Origin of the sequence: Pantoea sp. Cy-640 (assembly GCF_011752635.1) — a bacterium.
Classification (GTDB): Bacteria; Pseudomonadota; Gammaproteobacteria; order Enterobacterales; family Enterobacteriaceae; genus Pantoea; species Pantoea dispersa.
This window is the reverse complement of record NZ_VWXB01000007.1, coordinates 172,042-188,131: the sequence shown is the minus strand read 5'-3', so window position 1 is coordinate 188,131 and position 16,090 is coordinate 172,042. Positions and strand designations below refer to the sequence as shown.

15 protein-coding genes and 1 riboswitch are annotated in these 16,090 nt (G+C 59.4%); of the genes, 7 read left to right on the top strand and 8 right to left on the bottom strand.

The annotated features are described in order from the left end of the window. The first annotated feature begins 7 nt into the window (after positions 1-7). A complete protein-coding gene (locus tag F3J36_RS17895) occupies positions 8-1,171 on the top strand; it encodes a glutathionylspermidine synthase family protein (RefSeq protein ID WP_132464273.1) in 1,164 nt (387 codons plus the stop codon). A gap of 33 nt (positions 1,172-1,204) precedes the next feature. Here F3J36_RS17895 and ygiD read toward each other — a convergent pair whose 3' ends face one another. Beyond that, on the bottom strand, positions 1,205-1,975 hold the full coding sequence (gene ygiD / locus F3J36_RS17890; RefSeq protein ID WP_370445707.1) for a 4,5-DOPA dioxygenase extradiol: 771 nt from the start codon (positions 1,973-1,975) through the stop codon (positions 1,205-1,207). A 210-nt stretch (positions 1,976-2,185) separates the two neighbouring features. On the opposite strand from ygiD, the gene zupT reads away from it, so the two are divergent. Together zupT and F3J36_RS17880 are read left to right on the top strand one after the other, a co-directional pair. Beyond that, positions 2,186-2,953 carry a zinc transporter ZupT gene (gene zupT, locus F3J36_RS17885; protein WP_021509618.1) on the top strand — a complete coding sequence of 256 codons (768 nt, stop codon included), beginning with the start codon at positions 2,186-2,188 and terminating at the stop codon, positions 2,951-2,953. Positions 2,954-3,097: 144 nt separating this feature from the next. After that, positions 3,098-3,481, top strand: a complete 384-nt coding sequence (locus F3J36_RS17880) for a cell wall hydrolase (RefSeq protein ID WP_021509619.1) — start codon at positions 3,098-3,100, stop codon at positions 3,479-3,481. Positions 3,482-3,534: 53 nt separating this feature from the next. Here the strand turns inward: F3J36_RS17880 and ribB are convergent, their stop codons facing one another. Continuing rightward, positions 3,535-4,191 (bottom strand): 3,4-dihydroxy-2-butanone-4-phosphate synthase, encoded by a 657-nt coding sequence (gene ribB / locus F3J36_RS17875; protein ID WP_166720178.1) that lies wholly within the window; start codon positions 4,189-4,191, stop codon positions 3,535-3,537. Positions 4,192-4,300: 109 nt separating this feature from the next. Beyond that, a riboswitch (FMN riboswitch) is annotated at positions 4,301-4,450 on the bottom strand. 171 nt (positions 4,451-4,621) lie between these two features. Here ribB and F3J36_RS17870 point away from each other — a divergent pair. Continuing rightward, positions 4,622-4,927 carry an accessory factor UbiK family protein gene (locus tag F3J36_RS17870; RefSeq protein ID WP_010618705.1) on the top strand — a complete coding sequence of 102 codons (306 nt, stop codon included), beginning with the start codon at positions 4,622-4,624 and terminating at the stop codon, positions 4,925-4,927. Positions 4,928-4,966: 39 nt separating this feature from the next. On the opposite strand, the gene hldE is transcribed toward F3J36_RS17870, so the two are convergent. From hldE to F3J36_RS17855, 3 genes are all read right to left on the bottom strand, one after another. Further along, the gene (gene hldE / locus F3J36_RS17865; protein ID WP_021509620.1) at positions 4,967-6,391 is read right to left on the bottom strand and encodes a bifunctional D-glycero-beta-D-manno-heptose-7-phosphate kinase/D-glycero-beta-D-manno-heptose 1-phosphate adenylyltransferase HldE; all 1,425 of its coding nucleotides are present in this window, start codon (positions 6,389-6,391) and stop codon (positions 4,967-4,969) included. A gap of 67 nt (positions 6,392-6,458) precedes the next feature. Next, complete coding sequence (gene glnE / locus F3J36_RS17860) at positions 6,459-9,317, bottom strand: bifunctional [glutamate--ammonia ligase]-adenylyl-L-tyrosine phosphorylase/[glutamate--ammonia-ligase] adenylyltransferase (protein WP_166720177.1); 2,859 nt, start codon at positions 9,315-9,317, stop codon at positions 6,459-6,461. A gap of 33 nt (positions 9,318-9,350) precedes the next feature. Then, positions 9,351-10,661 (bottom strand): inorganic triphosphatase, encoded by a 1,311-nt coding sequence (locus F3J36_RS17855; protein ID WP_166720176.1) that lies wholly within the window; start codon positions 10,659-10,661, stop codon positions 9,351-9,353. Positions 10,662-10,866: 205 nt separating this feature from the next. On the opposite strand from F3J36_RS17855, the gene F3J36_RS17850 reads away from it, so the two are divergent. Both F3J36_RS17850 and F3J36_RS17845 read left to right on the top strand, forming a co-directional pair. Then, positions 10,867-11,490, top strand: coding sequence for a TIGR04211 family SH3 domain-containing protein (locus tag F3J36_RS17850; protein WP_010618709.1), 624 nt, complete (start codon positions 10,867-10,869; stop codon positions 11,488-11,490). 141 nt (positions 11,491-11,631) lie between these two features. Then, the gene (locus F3J36_RS17845; RefSeq protein ID WP_021509623.1) at positions 11,632-12,864 is read left to right on the top strand and encodes a multifunctional CCA addition/repair protein; all 1,233 of its coding nucleotides are present in this window, start codon (positions 11,632-11,634) and stop codon (positions 12,862-12,864) included. Between the two features lie 18 nt (positions 12,865-12,882). On the opposite strand, the gene bacA is transcribed toward F3J36_RS17845, so the two are convergent. Together bacA and folB are read right to left on the bottom strand one after the other, a co-directional pair. Continuing rightward, positions 12,883-13,701, bottom strand: coding sequence for an undecaprenyl-diphosphate phosphatase (bacA, locus tag F3J36_RS17840; protein ID WP_031280132.1), 819 nt, complete (start codon positions 13,699-13,701; stop codon positions 12,883-12,885). Positions 13,702-13,892: 191 nt separating this feature from the next. Further along, entirely contained in the window at positions 13,893-14,252 is a 360-nt protein-coding gene (gene folB, locus F3J36_RS17835) for a bifunctional dihydroneopterin aldolase/7,8-dihydroneopterin epimerase (protein ID WP_166720175.1), read from the bottom strand. Between the two features lie 107 nt (positions 14,253-14,359). Between folB and plsY the strand changes: the two genes are divergently transcribed. Next, positions 14,360-14,959: a glycerol-3-phosphate 1-O-acyltransferase PlsY gene (gene plsY / locus F3J36_RS17830; protein WP_021509626.1), complete on the top strand. Its 600-nt coding sequence runs from the start codon at positions 14,360-14,362 to the stop codon at positions 14,957-14,959. A gap of 30 nt (positions 14,960-14,989) precedes the next feature. On the opposite strand, the gene tsaD is transcribed toward plsY, so the two are convergent. Further along, a complete protein-coding gene (gene tsaD, locus F3J36_RS17825; RefSeq protein WP_031280133.1) occupies positions 14,990-16,003 on the bottom strand; it encodes a tRNA (adenosine(37)-N6)-threonylcarbamoyltransferase complex transferase subunit TsaD in 1,014 nt (337 codons plus the stop codon). Positions 16,004-16,090: the final 87 nt, after the last annotated feature.

The window sequence follows — 16,090 nt, the reverse complement described above, 5'->3', positions numbered from 1 at the left end:
CCCGCGCATGCAACGTATTGCTATCAGCGAACGTCCGAACTGGCGCGAAAAGGCGACCGAGTACGGCTTTCAGTTTCACACCATGTATGGCGAACCCTACTGGTGCGAAGACGCTTATTACCAGTTTACGCTGGCGCAAATTGAACAGCTTGAAGCGGCCACCGCTGAACTGCACCAGATGTGCCTGCAGGCGGTAGAAAAAGTGGTGAACAGCGAAGCGCTGCTCACCCGTTTCTGCATTCCGAAACACACCTGGGATTTTGTGCGCGAATCCTGGCAGCAGCGTCAGCCGTCGCTCTATTCACGCCTCGATCTGGCGTGGGATGGCACAGGCGAGATCAAGCTGCTGGAGAACAACGCCGATACGCCAACCTCGCTGTACGAAGCGGCGTTTTTCCAGTGGATCTGGCTGGAGGATCAGCTCAACGCCGGCAACCTGCCGCAGGGCAGCGATCAATTCAACAGCCTGCAGGAGCAGCTGATTGCGCGCTTCGCCACGCTGCACCAGCAGCACGGTTTTAACTGGCTGCACTTTGCCTGCTGCCGCGATACAGAAGAGGATCGCGCCACGGTACAGTATCTGCAGGATTGCGCCACTGAAGCCGGTCTGCCGAGTGAATTTCTCTACATTGATGAGATCGGGCTGGGCGAAAAAGGTCAGTTTACCGATCAGCACGATCAGGTGATCAGCAACCTGTTCAAGCTCTATCCGTGGGAATTCATGCTGCGCGAGATGTTCTCGACCAAGCTGGCCGATGCTGGCGTGCGCTGGCTGGAGCCGGCGTGGAAAAGCATTCTCTCTAACAAAGCGCTGCTACCGCTGCTGTGGGAGATGTTCCCCAACCATCCTAACCTGCTGCCCGCCTGGTTTGCCGACGATGCCAGCGCGCCGCAGATGGAAAAATATGTGGTGAAACCGCTGTTTTCCCGCGAAGGTGCCAACATTACCATCGTGGAAAACGGTCAGGAAATCGCGCGCGCCGACGGTCCTTATGGCGAAGAGGGCATGATCGTCCAGCAGTTCTGGCCGCTGCCGAAGTTTGGCGACAGCTATACGCTGATTGGCAGCTGGCTGATTGACGATCAGCCTGCCGGTATCGGTCTGCGGGAAGATCGTGCGCTGATCACGCAGGATCTGTCACGTTTCTATCCGCACACCTTCATTGAGTAACATATGCCGCCCGGTCTGCGGGCGGCACAGGTGTCAGCCAACCTGCACTGACAGCATACTGATCGAACCCATCTCCATGCCTTCCACCGGGATGCTCACCGCCTCACCTTCAGCTCGCGCGCCGAGAATATACAGCAGCGGCAGATAGTGCTCCGGCGTCGGGTTAGCCAGCTGCGCGCCTTCATGCTGCTGATAATTCACCAGCGGATGCTGTGCCGCCTCGCCTTCGTAGTCCAGATTATCGCGCACGAACTGGTTAAAGCTCTCCGCCCACGGATAAGCACTTTCCGCGCCCTGCCAGCGAATCATGCGCAGGTTATGCACCACGTTGCCGCTGGCTACCAGCATCACGCCTTCGTCACGCAGCGCCGCCAGTTTACGTCCCAGCGCAAAATGCCACGCCGCCGGCTGGGTGCCATCAATACTGAGCTGAATCAACGGAATGTCCGCTTGTGGATACATCTTCGCCAGCACGCCCCACGAGCCGTGATCAAAGCCCCACTGCTGATCGGCCTGCACCGCCACCGGCGCCAGCAGATCGATAACGCGCTGTGCCAGCGCAGGCGAACCTGGCGCCGGATAGCGCACGTCGAACAGCGCCTGCGGGAAGCCTCCAAAATCATGGATGGTGCGCGGATTGCTCATCGCCGTCACCGCCGTGCCGCGCGTGTACCAGTGCGCCGAGATGGCGAGAATAGCGCGCGGACGCGGCAGGGTTTCGCCCAGCTGCTGCCATACGCGGGTATAACGGTTGTCTTCTAATACGTTCATCGGGCTGCCGTGGCCGAGAAACAGAGCGGGCATGCGGGTCATTATTCATCCTCTGGCGTCGGGATCGCGTTAATGACTGTCACGATACGCGCTTTCGCCAGGGGAAAAACGCTGATAAGCGTGATGATGTTTATCAGCAAATTTGAACAAGATTTTGCCGACATAACTTTACGCTAAATAACTCGATATTTTATGGGGTTAACTATATTGTAACTGGTAATCATTATCATTAAGGAGCCCATCATGTCAGTACCTTTGCTGCTAACCATCCTGGCTGGCGGTGCCACTTTCGTCGGCGCGATTTTTGGCGTGCTCGGTCAAAAGCCGTCGAACCGCGTACTGGCCTTTGCGCTCGGCTTTGCCGCCGGCATCATGTTGCTGATTTCCCTGATGGAGATGCTGCCCGCCGCGCTGCATGCGGAAGGCATGTCGCCGGTGCTCGGCTACGGCATGTTCATGCTCGGTTTGCTGGGTTATTTCGCCATGGATCGCCTGCTGCCGCACCAGCATCCGCAGGATCTGATGGCGGTTAATCGCCGTCCCACTAACCTGAAACGCACCGCGATCCTGCTGACGCTCGGCATCAGCCTGCATAACTTTCCCGAAGGCATTGCCACGTTTGTCACCGCCAGCAGCGATATGGAGCTGGGGCTGGGCATCGCGCTGGCCGTCGCGATCCATAATATTCCGGAAGGGCTGGCGGTGGCCGGACCGATGTACGCCGCCACCGGCTCAAAAGCCAAAGCGCTGTTCTGGGCCTGCCTGTCCGGCATGGCGGAGATTCTTGGTGGCATCATCGCCTTTCTGCTGCTGGGGCCGGCGGTCTCACCGGTGATGATTGCGGCGATTATGGCGGCGGTGGCGGGCATTATGGTGGCGCTGTCCGTGGATGAACTGATGCCGCTGGCGCGCGAAATCGACCCGCATAACAACCCCAGCTACGGCGTACTGTGCGGCATGACGGTGATGGGCCTGAGCCTGACGTTGCTGCAAACCAGCGGGGTAGGCTGACGCGAGATTCGTCTTATTCACCACCACTTTGGCCTTAACTCTCAACGACTTAGTCTTGTTAAGGCGTAGTCGAGACGGGTCTTGTTAACACCCGACGGCGGGCTCATTACACTCCACGCGACTCTTAGAAAGCAGTGGAGTGTTATGTTAATTCAGGGAGCCATTTTATGCCTGGCGATGAATATCTATCATGAAGCGCGCGGCGAACCGGTGAAGGGACAGATTGCCGTCGGCACTGTCACCATGAACCGGGCTAACTGGGACGTCAAAGAGATCTGTCCGGTGGTGTACGCACCCAAACAGTTCTCCTGGACGTCTCTGCACAAACATCCCCATCGCCATCCGCCGCAGCATGACAAAAGCTGGCAGCGCGCGCAGCGCCTGGCCCAGCGGATTGTCGAGGGTAAGCTGGCGGATGTGACAAAAGGCGCGACCTTCTTTCATGCGCACAGCGCCAGACCGGCGTGGCGCCACGCCTTCCAGCGTACCGTGGTGATAGGCAATCACGTTTTTTACGCCAGCCGTTAATCATAAAAAAAGGCCGGATGCATCACATCCGGCCTTATTTATTTCACGTCGGCTTAGCTGGCCTGACGGGTTTCATGCTGGCGGCGCCAGGCCACCAGGTCTTCAATGGTCACCACCGGCATGGCGTGCTGCTTCGCAAACGCAATCACTTCCGGCGCATGCGCCATGCTGCCGTCATCATTGGTCAGTTCGCACAGCACACCCGCAGGTTTGAAGCCCGCCAGCGTCACCAGATCGAGGGTCGCTTCGGTATGGCCGCCGCGCGCCAGTACGCCGCCGTCGCGCGCGCGCAGCGGGAATACGTGGCCGGGACGATGCAGATCGGACGGTTTAGCGTCATCGGCAATCGCCGCGCGGATGGTGGTAATACGGTCGGAGGCCGATACGCCGGTCGTCACGCCGCTGGCCGCTTCAATAGTCACGGTAAAACCGGTGCCGTAAGAGCTGGTGTTATTCTCTACCATCATCGGCAGATCCAGCTGCTGACGGCGCGCTTCGTTAATGCACAGGCAGACAATGCCGCTGCCGTGACGAATGCTCAGCGCCATCTGTTCCACGGTCATGGTTTCGGCGGCGAAGATCATATCGCCTTCGTTTTCGCGATTTTCATCGTCCAGCACCATCACGCCGCGCCCGTTGCGCAGCGCATCGATGGCGCGTTCTACACGCTGTTCCGGCGTGCCAAATTCAGAAAGAAGCGTCTGATTCATGGTAAAAAAACCTTATTAATAAAATATGAGTTACCAGAACCAGGGCGAGCTTAGGAGTGCGTAGAAAACACATGGCAATAACGTGACGCGGGCGCAGCCCGGCTGATGTCGTTACCCTCTCCCATCCGGACTTTAACCGTCGGCCCCGGAATTACACCGGATCTGCTGACCTTTCACTGTACAGCGAAAGCGCTCGCGGGCTTTCAGCCGAAGCTGATTTACCGCCGGTGGGGAATTTCGCCCCGCCCTGAGAATAAGCGAAATTACTATAGCGCCAATCACCTGGTCGGGCAATCAACAAAAGTGCAAATGCTTTTGCACTTCATGCGTTGCGGATTTCGGGTTTAACCTTTTCGTTTCTGGCATTACACTTAATGTTTGATGAGTCGGAACACGCGCTGTTATCAGCCACCGTAACCAGGAAACAACCATGATCGACACGAAAAAAATTGAACAACTGGCGCGCCAGGTGCACGAAGCGATGCCAAAAGGTATTCGCGACTTTGGCGACGATGTGGAAAAGAAAATTCGTCAGGTATTGCAGGCGCAGTTAACCCGCATGGATCTGGTTAATCGTGAAGAGTTTGACGTGCAGACCCAGGTGCTGCTGCGCACGCGTGAAAAACTGGCGGCGCTGGAGCAGCGTCTGGCGAAGCTGGAAAGTGAAAGTCCGGCGGCCCCGGCTCCGGCGGTGATCACGCCAGATCCGGCAGGCAAAATCGATACGCCCCAGTAAAGTTTACGCGGCGGGAGTTCGCTCCCGCCGGCTACGTGTTTACTGATTGCGAATGGTTTTGATGATGTTAGTGGTGGAGATACCGTCTTCAAAGTTGAGCACACGCACGTCACCGCCGTTGGCCCACACCTCTTTACTGCCCGCGATATCTTCCGGCTTATAATCACCGCCTTTCACCAGCAGATCCGGCAGCACTTCGGCAATCAGCCGCTGTGGCGTATCCTCTTCAAACAGCACCACCCAGTCTACGGCTTCCAGCGCACCCAGCACGATCATGCGGTTTTCCTGCGGGTTCACCGGGCGGGTTTCGCCCTTAAGACGTTTGGTGGAAGCATCGCTGTTGACCGCCACGATCAGGCGATCGCCCAGTTTGCGCGCGTTGGCCAGATAAGAGACATGGCCGGCGTGCAGAATGTCGAACACGCCGTTGGTCATCACCACTTTCTCACCGCGCTGGCGCGCCTGCGCCACCGCCACTTTCAGCTCGGCTTCGGTCATCACGCCAAAGCCGCTGTCCGGCCGCGCGTGAATCGCATTCTCCAGCTCCACGGTACTGACGGTTGAAGTCCCGAGCTTGCCGACCACCACGCCAGCCGCAGCGTTGGCGAGGAAGCAGGCATCTTCCAGACTTTCACCGGCAGCCAGCACTGCGGCCAGCACGCCGATCACCGTATCGCCGGCACCGGTGACGTCATACACTTCCTGCGCCTGAGTGGGCAGATGCAGCGGCGCTTTGCCCGGCTGCAGCAGCGTCATACCGTTTTCCGAACGCGTCACCAGCAGCGCGGAGAGATCGTAATCGGCGATCAGCTGCATACCGCGGCTGACAATCTCCTCTTCGCTTTTGCATTTACCCACCACCGCTTCGAACTCGGACAGGTTGGGCGTCAGCAGCGTCGCGCCGCGATAGCGTTCAAAATCGGTGCCTTTCGGGTCGATCAGTACCGGCACCTGCGCCGCACGCGCCAGCTGAATCATGGTCTGCACGCTGCTCAGCGCGCCTTTGGCATAATCAGACAGCACCAGCGCGCCCGCCTGTGCCAGCGACTGACGCAGGCGATCGTGAATCGGCTGCGGATCGACCTGCTCAAAGCCCTCTTCAAAGTCGAGGCGAATCAGCTGCTGGTTGCGCGACAGCACGCGCAGTTTGGTGATGGTCGGATGACTATCAAGGGCGACGAAATCGCATTCAACCTTCACCTGCGCCAGCGTTTCGCGCAGCACGCGCGCAGCGTCATCTGCACCGGTCAGGCCGATCAGGCGCGAGTCCGCACCGAGTGCAGCGATGTTCATCGCCACGTTGGCCGCGCCGCCCGGACGCTCTTCAATGGTATCCACTTTAACCACCGGCACCGGGGCTTCCGGTGAGATCCGGCTGGTCGGGCCGTACCAGTAGCGGTCTAACATCACATCGCCGACAACCAGCACAGCGGCCTTGCCAAACGCGGGCAGTGTTACTTTCATGCAGAGACTCCAGACTTCAACGTTCAGTCAAAATAATGCGCGGATAATAGCATAGAAGCCGCCAGGCTCACTGCTCCGTGTCATCCGCGTCGCTCGCGGCCAGCCAGCGCTGCCAGCTGGCGTGCACCACGGCGCGTTCGTCAGCGAACGATGCCGGATCGACATGACCCGGCAGTTCCTGCAGCGCCAGATGGTGCAGCGCATCGCGCAGCGTGACGTAAGCGTGCGTCAGCGCCTGCGCTTCCTCATCAGCCATGATGCCGTGGCGCGCCATCAGTTCGAAAATGCGCACGTTATCCGACCAGCGCGTCAGCGCCGGCTGGCTGGCGGCGTAACCTAAGACCAGATACTGCGCGATGAATTCAATATCGGTGATACCGCCCTCATCGGTTTTAATCTCCCAGCGGCCTTTGTGCTTGTTACTGAGGTGCGCGCGCATTTTCTCACGCATCTCACGCACTTCGATTTGCAGCTTCGCGCCTTCACGCGGCAGGCAGAGAATACCGCGCCGGATCGCATCGAAGCGCTCACACAGCGCCGGTTCGCCAAACACGATGCGCGCGCGCACCAGCGCCTGATGTTCCCACGTCCAGGCTTCATGGCGCTGATAGTCGTCAAAGGCAGCAAAGGTGCTGACCAGCATGCCGGCCGCGCCAGAGGGGCGCAGGCGCGCGTCCACCTCATACAAAATGCCGGACGAAGTGCGGGTGCTGAACAGGTGCATGACGCGCTGGGCGAGACGCAGGTAAAACTGACGCCCGTCAATGACGCGTTCACCGTCGGTTTCAGCATCGTCCGGACAGTCATGCAGAAACACCAGATCGAGATCTGAACTGTAACCCAGTTCCCAGCCGCCCAGTTTGCCGTAGCCGACCACGGCAAAGCCGCGCTCGCTGTCGCTGGTGAGGTGCGAAGGGCGGCCATAGCGCTGCACCATCATCTGCCACGCCTGCTGCACCACCGATTCAATGATCGCTTCCGCCAGCCAGGTTAAGTGATCGCTCACTTTCATCACCGGCAGGGTTCCGGCGATGTCGGCGGCGGCGATACGCAGATGCTGTGCCTGCTTGAACTGGCGCAGCGCTTCCAGCTGCTGCTCTTCATCATCGGTGGGAATGCGCAGCAGATACTGGCGCAGTTCATCACGATAGGCATCGGTGGCAGTGGGCTGATACAGCGTGGCCGGATCGAGCAGTTCATCCAGCAGCAGCGGATAGCGCGCCAGCTGGCTGGCAATCATCGGCGAAGCGCCACACAGGCGAATCAGATGGCGCAGCGCGCCGTGATATTCGGTCAGCAACTCGAGATAGGTGCTGCGCGTTAATACACCGAGCAGCAGCGGCGTCAGGCGTGCCAGCACCACATCGGCGTCGTCACGCGCGCACACTTCGCTTAGCAGGCGCGGCATTAATTGATCGAGCGCCAGCCGGCCGCGCGGACCGATAGTGCGGCGACTGACATCCTGACGAAAATCATTCAGCGCCCGATACAGCGCATGGCGCTGTTCCGCCTGCAGCTGCGGTACCACCGGCAGCAAATCGCTCTCTTCCAGCGCGTCCTGCCACAGGCTGGCAAACTCCGCCAGTTGCGGCTGATCGTCGACATCCGGCGCATCATCGCCTATCAGCTCGTCGAAAATGTGGCGCACGCCGGCCATGTGCTGTTCCAGCTGTGCCAGCAGCGTCGCCCAGTCCGCCATGCCCATCGCCCAGGCCAGGCGCTGGCGGTCGAGCGGATTTTCCGGCAGCGTCTGCGTCTGCTCATCGTTGATGCTCTGCAGCAGATTCTCCAGCCGGCGTAAAAACAGGTAGGCGGCGCGCAGATGATCAACCTGCTCCGGTGTTAACAGCGCCAGCTCACCGATGGCCTGCAGCGTGGGCAGCAGCGAACGCAGCTGAAGTGAGCGCTCACGTCCACCTCGAATCAGCTGGAACACCTGAACGATGAATTCGGTTTCGCGAATGCCGCCGGCGCCGAGTTTGATGTTGTCCTTCAGGCCGCGCCGCCGTACTTCGCGGGCAATCATGCCTTTCATGTTACGCAGCGACTGGATCACGCTGAAATCGATGTAGCGGCGATAGACGAACGGGCGCAGCATCTGCTGCAGCTCCTGGCTCCAGTGGCCGCCGTCGTCGCCCATCAGGCGCGCTTTCACCATCGCGTAGCGCTCCCAGTCACGGCCCTGCTCCTGGTAATAATCCTCCAGCGCGGCAAAGCTTAGCACCAGCGGTCCGCTGTCGCCGAACGGGCGCAGGCGCATATCCACGCGATAAACAAAGCCATCGACGGTAGGTTGATCCAGCACCTTGATCAGGCGCTGCCCCATGCGGGTAAAGAACTGCGCGTTGTCGAGCTCGCGCCGGCCGCCGTGAGTAACGCCGTTTTCCGGCCAGGCAAAGATTAGGTCAATATCGGAAGAGAAGTTGAGTTCACCACCGCCCAGCTTGCCCATACCCAGAATCAGCATCGGCTGCGCTTCACCGGCGGCGTTGCACGGCGTGCCGAAATCGCGGCAGCAATCCTGCCACACCCAGTCGCGCGCGGCGGTAATCAGCACTTCCGCCAGCGTGCTGAGCTGCGTCAGGCTCTGCCCGGTGCTGGCCTGCTCCAGTGCCTGCATCCACGCGATACGCACCAGCATATGGCGGCGGAACAGGCGCAGTTCGCGCATCAGGGAGGCTTCGTTATCTACCGGCTGCAGCGCCGCTGCCAGCCAGGCCGCATAGTGCTGCCACTCTTCGGGCTGCGGCGGTTGCTGCTGCAGCTGTTGCCACCACGCCGGATGCTGCTGCAGGTTGTCCACGATAAAGTCACTAAAGGTCAGCGCGCCAGCCTGCTGCGGCGTGATCGCCGTCAGCGGCAGGCCCAGACGTTCTGCCACGCTGGCGAGCTGCGCCTGCATCAGCGTCGGTAACGGTAACGACATCTTCCCTCCCTGATGATTGATGGTGCCGTAGCCTTAGCGTTTCGCACCGTTATTCAGCCAGAACGGCGGTTGACGGATCGCCAGATTGACCAGCTGAATCAAACCGCGCTCCTGTTTTTCACGAATAGCGTGCTGCAACTCCTGCCAGCCCGCCAGCCACTGGCTGACCTCTTCAGCCGGATACGCCCCTGCCAGCAGGTGCACCGCCAGCAACTGGCGGTTCAGGCGCGTGGCTTTGTCCTGAAATTCATTGAACAGCTGCACGTCAACGAAGGTTTCACGCAGATCCGCACCGATGCGCCCCAGCATGATGTCGCTGAAGCGTTTAAACGAGCCCTGCAGCTTAGTTTTGTTCTTCTCGTCCAGCCACGGCTGCCACTGCGACTCCACCAGCCAGTGAGTAAGTGCTAACTGGGCTTCGACCGAGGTCGGTGAGAAGCAGACGGTTTCCGCGCTGGCCTCGCTGTCCGCCAGCAGCTCTTCCAGACGGGTCAGCTTCTGACGCAGTTCGCTGTTGGCCTTGCGTGGCACCAGCGTGCCAAACAGGGAAAACGCCTGACGCAGCGTTTCCAGCGCTTCAATTACCCGTGTCCGGGCGTCTTCGTTACCGCGCAGCCAGACCTCTTCGTGGTACTGCCAGTGGCCGAGCGCCGCGCTCATGGCATGAACCATGCCCTGCTCCACCGTGGCTTTAGGGGCAATTTTCTGCAGCGGCAGCGCGCGCAGCGGTCGCGGCGCGTTGCCCTGCGCCAGCTGATAACCGCGTGCCGCTTTGCTCAGGCTGCCAAGGCGCAGGCCGCCCGTGGCGATCAGCGCGCTGGCGAAGGTCAGCATATCGCTGCGCGCTCCGCGCTTAAGCTCCAGCTCCACTTCATACAGCGGCTCGCTCAGCTCCCCTGCGGCAACGCTGCCGCAATCGAAAGCCACTTCAATTTCGCTGTCGCCAACGCTCACCAGCCAGGTTTCACGCTGGAAATGGGTGCTGAACAGCGGCTGCAAACGCGACTGAAGCGCGGCAATATCGGTCCCCTGCGGCCAGATCTCTGCCGGCAGGCGGGCAATGTCCAGCTGCGGCTCGCTGAGGTCGACGTTGTATTCCGGACGCTGATGCAGGCCGCCCAGCGTTTTGCCGGCGGTTTTTAGCGTCATTTCATAGCGCTGATCCACGCCGCGAATCCGCAGGCCCATATCCCAGCGGCGTAGCTGGTTGTCATCGGTTTCGTAATAGATGTTGGTCAGCTCACGCGCGGCGTGGTGCTGATGTGGCCAGGCGGCAAGCGTCTGCGCCAGTTTTTCGGCGGCTTGCGGGGTGGCAATGAACTTTAATTCGATTTCGATGGTCATAATTTTTTATTCAATACGCTGCTGGCACTTACGAGTTTAATCTGGCGAAGAGTAATGCACCGCAAGCCTGCTGTCTCTGCTTTCTTGTGCTTTTACGACCCTTTTCGCACCGCATTGAGACCAGGATAGTTCTCATTCAGATTTATGCGAAGCGACTCCAGACTGTGCCGGTAAATTTACGCCCATCATGAAAAAACGATATCGAATGAAAAAAATCACACTTGCCGCTCTCTCTTTGCTGGCTTTCAGCGCCATCGCACCGGCCCACGCGGCCGATGAAAAACGTTACATCTCCGACGAATTATCTACCTGGGTACGCAGCGGCCCTGGCGATCAGTATCGCCTGGTTGGCAAGCTGAATGCCGGGGAGGAAGTCACGCTGCTGCAAACCAATAATGACTCGCAGTACGCGCAAATCCGCGATGCAGAAGGCAAAACTAACTGGATCCCGCTGTCGCAGCTCAGCGCCTCTCCCAGCCTGCGCACCCGCGTGCCGCAGCTGGAGCAGCAGGTCAAAGAGCTGACCGACAAACTGGCGAACATTGATAACAGCTGGAATCAGCGTACGTCAGAGATGCAGAACAAGGTGGCCAACAGCGACGGCACCATCAACGGCCTGAAAGAAGAGAATCAGAAGCTGCGCAACGAGCTGATTGTGGCGCAGAAGAAGGTCAGCGCCGCTAACGTTCAGCTGGATGACAAACAGCGCACCATCATCATGCAGTGGTTTATGTATGGCGGCGGCGTGCTCGGCGTGGGTCTGCTGCTCGGTCTGCTGCTGCCGCACATGGTGCCGCGCCGCAAGAAAAACGATCGCTGGATGAATTAAAGCCGCCACGCCATTTGTGGTTTGCCTGGAGGGGATCGTAAGATGCCCCTTTTGGCATGCCCGCTTTTTCGCCAAAGTGTGCAACAATAACGTAACAAGCGTGCGCGGCACGCAAAAGTGGATTGCCTCTGGAGTGGTTGAGTGAAGACGTTTCTGGTCGGTGGCGCAGTGCGTGACGCCTTACTGCGTTTGCCGGTAAAAGATAGAGATTGGGTGGTGGTGGGCGCAACGCCCGACAGCATGCTGGCGCAGGGCTATCAGCAGGTGGGCCGGGATTTTCCGGTTTTTTTACATCCTGAAAGCCGTGAAGAGTATGCGCTGGCGCGCACCGAGCGCAAAAGCGGCAACGGTTATACCGGCTTCGTGACCCAGTTCGCGCCGGACGTGACGCTGGAGCAGGATTTACAGCGTCGCGATCTGACCATCAATGCCATCGCGCAGGCCGCTGACGGCACGCTGATCGACCCTTATCACGGCCAGCAGGATTTGCAGCAGCGCACCCTGCGTCACGTGTCGGCAGCTTTTAATGAAGATCCGCTGCGCGTGCTGCGCGTGGCGCGTTTTGCTGCCCGTTTCGCCCACCTCAATTTCCGCGTGGCACCCGAAACCCAGGCGCTAATGCGCGAGATGGCGCACAGCGGTGAACTGGCGCACCTCACCGCAGAGCGGGTGTGGAAAGAGACGGAAAAAGCGCTGCTGACGCGCAATCCTCAGGTCTATTTCCAGCTGCTGCGCGACTGCGATGCATTGCAGGTGCTGTTCCCGGAAATCGACAACCTGTACGGCATTCCGGCCCCCGTTAAGTGGCATCCGGAGATCGATACCGGCGTCCACGCGCTGATGACGCTAACCATGGCCGCAGCGCTCTCCGACCAGCTTGATGTGCGCTTCGCCACGCTGTTCCACGACGTGGGTAAAGCGCTGACGCCGCCAGAGAAGTGGCCGAGCCATCATGGTCACGGCCCGGCCGGTGTACCGATTGTTGAAGCGCTGTGCCAGCGGCTGCGCGTGCCGAACCAGGTGCGCGATCTGGCCCTGGTGGTGACGGAGTTTCACGATGTGGTGCACACCATTGAACGCCAGCCGGCTGACGCACTGGTGGCGCTGTTTGACCGCATCGACGCCTGGCGCAAACCCGATCGCGTGGAAAAGATGGCACTGACCAGCGAAGCCGACGCTCGCGGGCGCACGACACTGGAGAGCATGGCTTATCCGCAGGGCGATTATCTGCGGCGCGCGTTTGCGCTGGCGCAGGCGGTGCCCACCAAAGCGGTGGTCGAGGCCGGTTTCACAGGCGCGGCGGTGCGGGAAGAGCTGACGCGTCGGCGCGTGCTGGCGTTGCAGGAAGGGTTAATCGACGCGCGGCCAGCGTAACCGGCCGCGCCTCGCGCATTACATAAAGATGGCGTAAACCGCTGCCGCGACGATAAAGCGGTAGATGGCAAACGACACAAACGAGATACGTTTGATCAGCTCAAGGAACACTTTGATCGCCAGCAGCGCGACAATAAAGGCGGTCACGAAGCCTACGGCAAACATCGGGAAATCCTGCATCGTCAGGAAGCCCATGCTCTTGTAGAGATCGAGTCCGGTAGCACCGATCATCATCGGTACCGCGAGGATGAAGGAAAACTCGGACGCCGCATAGCGGCTGACGCCCATCAGCATACCGCCGGAAATGGTGGCACCGGAACGCGAGAAGCCCGGCCACAGCGCCAGACACTGGAAGCAACCAATCATAAACGCCTGGCGATAGGTGATGTCATCAATGCCCACCGCTTTCGGCTGCTTAGGCTTGAGATATTCCGCCGCCAGCAGCAGCACGCCGCCCACCACCAGCGCGTACATCACGTTGATCGGGTTAAACAGGGTTTTAATCTGGTCATGCAGCACCAGGCCAATCACCACCGCCGGCACCATACCCAGCAGAATGTGAATCAGCGTCAGTTTTCCGCTGCCGACGCCTTCGTGGCGCTCCTGGCCGAAGTGAATGCCGATCAGGCCAAACAGCCGGCGCCAGAACATCACGACTACGGCGAGGATTGAGCCCAGCTGGATCACCACTTCAAAGGTTTCCGCCTTCTCACCCTCGAACCCCAGCAAATGGCCAACAATAATCATGTGGCCTGTGGATGAGACCGGCAGGAACTCCGTAAGGCCTTCCACAACCCCCAGGATTGCAGCTACCCATAGCTGATGAATGTCTGCCATCAAATTTTACCCTCTATCCGTTTTAAACAGTAAAAAGGCGGTCGCGCACCGCTACCGCCTGAAATTATGCCTGCACCTTGCTGAAGGAAACCTTAAGGATTTCGGTCACTTCCCCTTCATCAGCGCAGCGGCCTCCACTGAGACACACCATAATTTGGTTTGGTTTCATTGTGATGGCAATCACGCAGGATTTATTTAGGAATAGTCCCGCGCTCAATTCTCACGCCCACGCTCGCCGCCTGGGCGACAGCCCCCGGTTTACCTACCTTCACGCGTACGCCAGGCGTTTTGAAACGATTCATCAACAGATCGGCGATTTCTTCTGCCACCCGTTCGACCAGCGCAAAACGCTGCCCCTGCAGATGACTGAGGATCGCTTCGGTGACATCGGCGTAGCTCAGACAGTGGTTCACATCGTCGCTCAACGCCGCCTGACGGTTGTCCCACGCCATTTCGACATCGAGCACCAGCTTCTGCTGCATGCCCTGTTCCCAGTCGTAAACGCCAATGGTGGTGAACACGGTGAGTTGTTCTATAAATACGATATCCATGATGTCACTCTCGGTTTTTGGCTTAGCCGGATACCACTTCCGGCGGATTATGCGTATTATCCACGCTTATCGAGAACAAAACGACCCAAAAGGAACGGTACGAAGCTATGAGTGCTATCGCGCTTGGTATGATTATTTTCGCGTATCTTTGCGGCTCGATTTCCAGTGCGATCCTGGTTTGTAAACTCGCTGGTTTACCCGATCCCCGCAGCGCAGGCTCTGGCAATCCAGGCGCCACCAACGTGTTACGTATTGGCGGTAAAGCCGCCGCTGCCGCGGTACTGATTTTCGACGTAGCGAAGGGAATGGTGCCGGTGTGGATCGCCTGGTGGCTGCACGTCACGCCGATGTATCTTGGTCTCACGGCCATCGCCGCCTGCCTCGGCCATATCTATCCGGTGTTTTTCCGCTTTCGCGGCGGCAAAGGTGTGGCCACCGCGTTTGGGGCCATCGCGCCGATTGGCTGGGACCTGACCGGCCTGATGACCGGCACCTGGCTACTGACGGTGCTGCTCAGCGGCTACTCATCGCTGGGCGCGATCGTCAGCGCGTTAATTGCCCCGTTTTATGTCTGGTGGTTTAAGCCGCAGTTCACCTTTCCGGTGTCGATGCTGTCATGCCTGATTTTGCTGCGCCATCACGACAATATTCAGCGCCTGTGGCGCGGTCAGGAAAACCGCGTGTGGAAGCGTAAAAAGAAGAAATAAAAAAACCGGCGCGCAGCCGGTTTTTTATCATCAGATGGCCGGTAATTCCGCCAGTGGCCAGCGTGGCCGCACGCTGACACCCAGCTCACCGCGCGTGCCGCCTTTCAGCCGCACCATGCCGGCATAGGCAATCATCGCGCCGTTGTCGGTGCAGAACTCCGGACGGGCATAAAATACCTCGCCGCCGCGCGCGCTCATCATGGTTGCCATGCGTTCACGCAGCGTGCGGTTGGCGCTCACGCCGCCGGCAATCACCAGGCGTTTGAAGCCGGTCTGCTCCAGCGCACGCTTGCATTTGATCATCAGCGTGTCCACTACCGCATCTTCAAAGGCGCGGGCGATATCGGCACGCGCCTGTTCGTCACCGTCGTGTTCGCGAATGGTATTCGCTGCGAAGGTTTTCAGGCCGGAGAAGCTGAAGTCCAGCCCCGGACGATCGGTCATCGGACGCGGGAACTTAAAGCGATCCGGCGTGCCCTGCTGCGCCATGCGCGACAGCATCGGGCCGCCCGGATAATCCAGTCCCAGCAGCTTGGCGGTTTTATCGAACGCTTCCCCGGCGGCATCGTCAATCGATTCACCCAGCAGCGTATATTCACCAATGCCGGTGACGCTGATCAGCTGCGTGTGGCCGCCGGAGACCAGCAGTGCCACGAACGGGAATGCCGGTGGGTTGTCTTCCAGCATCGGCGCCAGCAGATGGCCTTCCATGTGATGCACCGGCACCGCCGGCACGTTCCAGGCGAACGCCAGCGCGCGACCAATGGTGGCGCCAACCAGCAGCGCACCGACCAGGCCGGGACCGGCGGTGTACGCCACGGCGTCAATCTCTCCGGCCTGTAAGCCCGCCTGTTTCAGCGCGGCCTGGATCAGCGGCACGGTTTTACGCACGTGATCGCGCGAGGCCAGTTCCGGCACCACGCCACCGTAATCGGCATGTAATTTCACCTGGCTATATAATTGATTCGCCAGCAGACCGGACGCATCGTCATAAATCGCGATGCCGGTTTCATCGCAGGACGTTTCAATACCCAGAACTCGCATAGCTTTATCACCCTCTTCTTGCGGCGCGCAGTGTAGCACAGGCCGGCTGACGCCTGCCCCCTTCCGCACGCGAAAAAGTGTTTTTCT

Coding starts and splice junctions, on each gene's coding strand:
- F3J36_RS17895 (WP_132464273.1), top strand. CDS start 8: ATGCAACGTATTGCTATCAGCGAACGTCCGAACTGGCGCGAAAAGGCG.
- ygiD (WP_370445707.1), bottom strand. CDS start 1,975: ATGCCCGCTCTGTTTCTCGGCCACGGCAGCCCGATGAACGTATTAGAA.
- zupT (WP_021509618.1), top strand. CDS start 2,186: ATGTCAGTACCTTTGCTGCTAACCATCCTGGCTGGCGGTGCCACTTTC.
- F3J36_RS17880 (WP_021509619.1), top strand. CDS start 3,098: ATGTTAATTCAGGGAGCCATTTTATGCCTGGCGATGAATATCTATCAT.
- ribB (WP_166720178.1), bottom strand. CDS start 4,191: ATGAATCAGACGCTTCTTTCTGAATTTGGCACGCCGGAACAGCGTGTA.
- F3J36_RS17870 (WP_010618705.1), top strand. CDS start 4,622: ATGATCGACACGAAAAAAATTGAACAACTGGCGCGCCAGGTGCACGAA.
- hldE (WP_021509620.1), bottom strand. CDS start 6,391: ATGAAAGTAACACTGCCCGCGTTTGGCAAGGCCGCTGTGCTGGTTGTC.
- glnE (WP_166720177.1), bottom strand. CDS start 9,317: ATGTCGTTACCGTTACCGACGCTGATGCAGGCGCAGCTCGCCAGCGTG.
- F3J36_RS17855 (WP_166720176.1), bottom strand. CDS start 10,661: ATGACCATCGAAATCGAATTAAAGTTCATTGCCACCCCGCAAGCCGCC.
- F3J36_RS17850 (WP_010618709.1), top strand. CDS start 10,867: ATGAAAAAAATCACACTTGCCGCTCTCTCTTTGCTGGCTTTCAGCGCC.
- bacA (WP_031280132.1), bottom strand. CDS start 13,701: ATGGCAGACATTCATCAGCTATGGGTAGCTGCAATCCTGGGGGTTGTG.
- folB (WP_166720175.1), bottom strand. CDS start 14,252: ATGGATATCGTATTTATAGAACAACTCACCGTGTTCACCACCATTGGC.
- plsY (WP_021509626.1), top strand. CDS start 14,360: ATGAGTGCTATCGCGCTTGGTATGATTATTTTCGCGTATCTTTGCGGC.
- tsaD (WP_031280133.1), bottom strand. CDS start 16,003: ATGCGAGTTCTGGGTATTGAAACGTCCTGCGATGAAACCGGCATCGCG.